The sequence below is a fragment of the Microbacterium sp. Leaf351 genome, from assembly GCF_001423825.1.
Lineage (GTDB): Bacteria > Actinomycetota > Actinomycetes > Actinomycetales > Microbacteriaceae > Microbacterium > Microbacterium ginsengisoli.
The window spans coordinates 74759-79648 of sequence record NZ_LMPK01000011.1 but is presented as its reverse complement, the minus strand read 5'-3'; the positions used below and the strand labels follow the sequence as shown (position 1 = coordinate 79648).

The 4890-nt window shown below is 73.3% G+C and carries 3 protein-coding genes; 2 read left to right on the top strand and 1 reads right to left on the bottom strand.

Annotated features, from left to right (window positions below; genetic code table 11):
* Window positions 1-2812: ATP-dependent DNA helicase (locus ASG00_RS04580; RefSeq protein ID WP_235559142.1), on the top strand; the 2812-nt coding region annotated here is incomplete at its 5' end.
* Between the two features lie 22 nt (window positions 2813-2834).
* Here ASG00_RS04580 and ASG00_RS04575 read toward each other — a convergent pair.
* Window positions 2835-4142: a phosphotransferase gene (locus tag ASG00_RS04575; protein ID WP_056207242.1), complete on the bottom strand. Its 1308-nt coding sequence runs from the start codon at window positions 4140-4142 to the stop codon at window positions 2835-2837.
* A 62-nt stretch (window positions 4143-4204) separates the two neighbouring features.
* Between ASG00_RS04575 and ASG00_RS04570 the strand changes: the two genes are divergently transcribed.
* The coding region (locus ASG00_RS04570) for an NAD(+) diphosphatase (RefSeq protein ID WP_235559141.1) at window positions 4205-4890 on the top strand (686 nt) is incomplete at its 3' end.

Here is a 4890-nt window from a genome sequence, read left to right as displayed (position 1 = left end):
CCTCCTCGATCGCCCCACCGTCGCGACCTACAACAGCTTCGCCGACGCCCTGGTGCGCGATAACGCGGTGCTGATCGGGCGCGACCCCGATGCGCAGGTGCTGTCGGAGTCGGCATCCTGGCTTCTCATGCGGCGGGTCGCGCTCGACAGCGACGATTCTCGGCTGGAGAGCCGCAGCGAATCGCTCGGCACGATCGTGTCGGCGGCCTTGGGGCTCGCGGGCGCCGCCGTCGACAACCTCGCCGACCTCGGCGACGTGGCCGCGTTCCCGTCGCGGTTCCGCGGCATCCTCGAACGGCCCTCCGAGACGGCACGGGTGAGCGTCTACGCGGACTTCCCCCGGTTCGTCGAGAAGGTCGACGGCCTCGAGGTGCTGGCGGGTCTCGCGGCCGGCTACGCGTCGGCGAAGGAACGTCGCGGAGTCATCGACTTCGCCGACCAGGTGGCCGGTGCGCTGCAGATCGTCGAGCGCCACCGGGATGTCGCTGAGGGCCTGCGCTCACGGTTCCGGGTGGTTCTGCTCGATGAGTACCAGGACACCTCGGTCGTCCAAGCGCGGTTGCTCGCGGCACTGTTCGCCGACACCGCCGTGATGGCGGTCGGCGACCCGCACCAGGCGATCTACGGCTGGCGGGGTGCCAGTGCGGGCAACCTCGACGACTTCCCGCGCGCCTTCGTGACTCGTGGCGCATGCGAACGCTTCTCCCTGCTGACCAGCTGGCGCAACAGCGCGGATGTGCTCGAGATCGCCTCGGCGCTGCTCGCACCGCTCGCCGGCGGGGCGGATGTCGCGGCCCTCCGCCCACGGCCGGGTGCGGCAAGGGGAGAGGTCGACCTCGAGATGGCCTCGACACTCGACGACGAGGCGGAACGGGTCGCGGAGTGGTTCGTGCGGGTCCGTGCCGAGCGCCGCCGCGTGGGCCTCTCGACGACCGGCGCGGTGCTGTTCCGGTCGAAGCGGCGCATGAGCGTGTTCGCCGAGGCCCTCGCGCGTCACCGCGTGCCGCATCGCGTGCTCGGACTCGGTGGGCTTCTCGACACCCCCGAGGTGGTCGACATCGTGGCGGCGCTGCGGGTCATCGCCGATCCGCTCGCCGGATCGGAGCTCATCCGTCTGCTGGTCGGGCCGCGGTGGGCGATCGGCGTCGCCGATCTGCGCGAGCTGCGGGCGCTCGGCGCCCGGCTCGCGCGACACGACGCGGCGCTCCAGCCCCTGGCCCCCGACGTCGTCGCGACCTTGCGCGCATCCGCGGCCGACGATCACGGCTCGCTCAGCGACGCGCTCGAGTTCTTCCCCCGCGTGCGCGACGACCACGGCTGGCTCGCCGGCTTCACCCCGGCCGCGCGCACCCGACTGCGCGAGGCGGCCGGCGTGATCGCGGCCTGGCGCCGAGCCGCGGGACTTCCCGTGCTCGATCTCGTGCGACTGATCGAGAGCGAGCTGCGCCTCGACCTCGAGCTCGCCGCGAACGAGGCCCGCGGGCCTCAGCGCACCGCCCACGAGCAGGTGCGGGCTTTCACGGCCGAGATCGCGGGCTTCCTGTCCTCCGACGATGCGCGGTCGCTGCCCAGCCTGCTCGCGTGGCTCGACCACGCGGCATCCGTCGACGAGCTCGCCCCCCGACCGGAACCGACGGAGCCCGACGTCGTGCAGCTGCTGACGATCCACGGGTCGAAGGGTCTCGAGTGGGACGCGGTCGCGGTCGTGCGGATGGTCGAGGACGAGCTTCCCGCCGCGAGCCGCGACGCCAAGGGATGGCTGACGTTCGGTGCGCTGCCTTTCGAGTTCCGCGGGGATGCCCCGTGGCTCCCGCGCCTCGCGTGGTCTGCGGCCGAGGCTCCCACCCAGCAGGCCCTGCGCGATGCGGTCGAGGCGTTCGGCGAGCAGAACCGCGACCGGCAGGTCGCCGAGGAACGCCGACTGGCGTATGTCGCCGTGACCCGCGCGCGCGACCACCTGCTTCTCACCGGCTCATCCTGGGCGGGAACGGTGCAGCCACGGGCGGCGAGCCGGTTCCTGCGGGAGGCCGCGTCCGCGCTCGGGCGCGGCGCGGTGGACGTCGATCCGGGCGAGCGCCCCGATGACGTGGTGCGTACGGTGAGCTGGCCGCTCGATGCGCTGGGCAGTCGGAGGGCGAGGGTCGAGCGTGCGGCGGAGCTCGTGCGGGCGGCGGACGCCGTCATCCTCGATCCGGACCTGTCGCTTCTTCTCGTCGAACGGGACGAGCAGCGGCGCGGGGGCGATCGTTCGGCACCGACCCGCATTCCCGCCTCGGCCTACAAGGACTTCACGACCGACTATTCGGCGGCCGTCGCCGCGCGGTCCCGTCCGCTCCCCGAGCGGCCGTACCGTGAGACGCGGATCGGCACGAGCTTCCACTCGTGGGTGGAGCGCCGTGCCGGACTCGCCGGCAGGGCGGGGCTCGACGACGAACTCTGGGATGGGGACGAACCGGGCGGCGTCGCTGAGCCTGCCGCCCTCGCGCCGCTCATCGACGCCTTCCTCGCGTCGGAGTGGGCGCCTCTGCAACCGATCGAGGTGGAGACCGAGATCGACTTCCGACTCGACGATCTCGACGGGCGCCCTCACGTCATCGTATGCAAGCTCGATGCCGTCTACCGGCGCGGCGACCGGATCGAGATCGTCGACTGGAAGACGGGCGCGCCGCCGCGGACGGCGTCGGAACGCGCCGAGCGGATGGTGCAGCTCGACCTCTACCGTCGCGCCTACCACTCCCGGCACGGGGTGCCGCTCGACCAGATCGACGTCGCGCTGTTCTACGTCGCGCACGGCCTGGTGCTGCGAGGCTGACCTGCGCCAGGACGCGCGGGGGTCAGTCCCCGCCGACAGCCCAGCGGCGCAAGGCGGCGCGGGATGCCCGCTCGGCCTCGTCGGCATCTGCCACCGGGTCGAGATCGAGGTCGAGTGTCGGAGGAGCCGGATCGTGGGGGATCGTGCGGGAACCTGCTCCCCATGAAGCGGCTTCGATCGGTTGGGTCGCCTGCGGATCGTCGTCGACGTCCCCGGCGGGGTCGGCGTCGCCGTCGACGACTGCGAGGTCGTCACGTGTCTCGCCCGTCTCGATGTCGCCGAAGGCCGAGAGGTCGGCGCGGTCGAAGGCGTCGGTCTGCAGCGAAGTGTCCCCGCGCGGCGTGGCGGCCGCGGGAACACGGTCGAGCACGTCCATCGCCGCCTGCACATCGCTGTGACGTACCGGAGTGAGGTCTTCACCTCGCGTGCTCTCGTCGAGCGAGGCCAGCAGGCTCGCCGCGTCGGCGACGACGTCGTGATCGTCGCTCTCGAGTCCGTGCACGAGCCACTTCGCGAACTCGAGCTCGGCGTAGAGGCGGGAGCGCTCGGTGAGATGGGCATCGCCGGCGCGCACGGATGCCGCGGCATACGCCTCGCGCACGGTCGCCGCGGCCACCGGGGCCGCCGCGAGCCAGTGCAGGTCGGCGGCGGCGTCGCCGACGGACAGCCCGTGCCAGTCGATGAGGCCGGATACGCGGAGGTCGTCGTCGCCCGTGAACACGAATGCGCCCGCGTCGACGCCGCCGAGCACGACGACGGTCTCGAACTCCCAGAGCGAATCGGCGTCGATCGCGGTCATCCAGCGCGCCCGGAGGGTGCGCGGCAGGTGCCCGCTCGCGGCGGCGCGATCGATGAGACGACGGGTCTCGTCGCGCACCTGATCGCTCGTGCGCACCGGCAGGCCCTCGGAACGCACGACGGCGACAGGGAGCGCGTGCACGGCAGCGAGCGCGGCGCCCAGCGCCGTCGCCACGCCGCGACCGTCCGGGATCTGCGCGGCGTCGACGTGCCAGCCGTCGATCAGGTCGGTGACCAGCGCGGGGGAGCCGTCGACGACGGTCTGACCGAGGGCGACGGGAGCGGCGAACGGGAGCACCGCGCGCACGCCATCGGTCAGTGCGGCGAGGGCGCGTGCCTCGGCGCGCAGCTGCTCGGCGGCGTCTACGGTGGCGGCGACCCGCACGGCGAGGCGTCGGCCGTCGTCGAGTACGACGACGGCCGAGTCGAATCGTCCGGCCGCGCCATCGGTGAGCGCGCCGGCGGCGACGATGCGGGCACCCGGAACGGCGGCGGTGACGCTCGCGGCTAGAGTGAACGGGGTGCGCGCCATGCCCTCAGGGTAGGTTGCGAGGTCCCCCCTCGCCCGGCGCCACGCCCTGGGAGGAGCGATCGATGTCGGCACGTAACGCGCCCGAGGACGGCGCGACGGCGGGCTTCGATCGGGCCGGCGATGAGCGCTCCGACGCCGCCCTGGTCGACGCGCTCCGCGCCGACCCGGCGACCCGCGTGCTGGTCGTGCGCGGCGACCGGGTGTCGCTCACACCCGACGGTGCGCTGGAGCTCGTCCCGCCCGCGGCGGTCACCGGTCATCGCGTCGTGTGGGCGCTCCTCGGGCGCCTCGACGGCGTCGCGGTGCTGCTCGCCGCGTTGGCCGCGCAGCCGGCGGAGGAGACCACCGGCTCGCCGCTGCGCGCCGTCGCCGCGGCGTTGGTCCCTGCCGAGGCGGAGCTCGCGGTTACCGGCGTCGCGCTCGGACGATGGCTGCTGGATGCCCCGTACTGCCCCGCCTGCGGTGAGCTCACCGATCTGGTCGCCTCCGGCTGGGCGCGGCACTGCCCCCGCTGCGGGCGCGAGCACTTCCCGCGCACCGACCCCGCGGTGATCGCGGCGGTGCGGCATCCGACCGATCCCGATCTGCTGCTCCTCGGCGCCAACGCCGCGTGGGAGCAGCGGCGCTACTCATGCTTCGCCGGTTTCGTGGAGGCGGGCGAGTCGCTCGAGCAGACCCTCGTGCGCGAAATCCGCGAAGAGGCGGGCATCACCGTCGGCGACGTCGAATATCGCGGCTCGCAGGCGTG

Bases quoted from the DNA above. Each gene is read 5' to 3' on its own strand.
- ASG00_RS04575 (WP_056207242.1), bottom strand. From the start codon at position 4,142: ATGGCGCGCACCCCGTTCACTCTAGCCGCGAGCGTCACCGCCGCCGTT.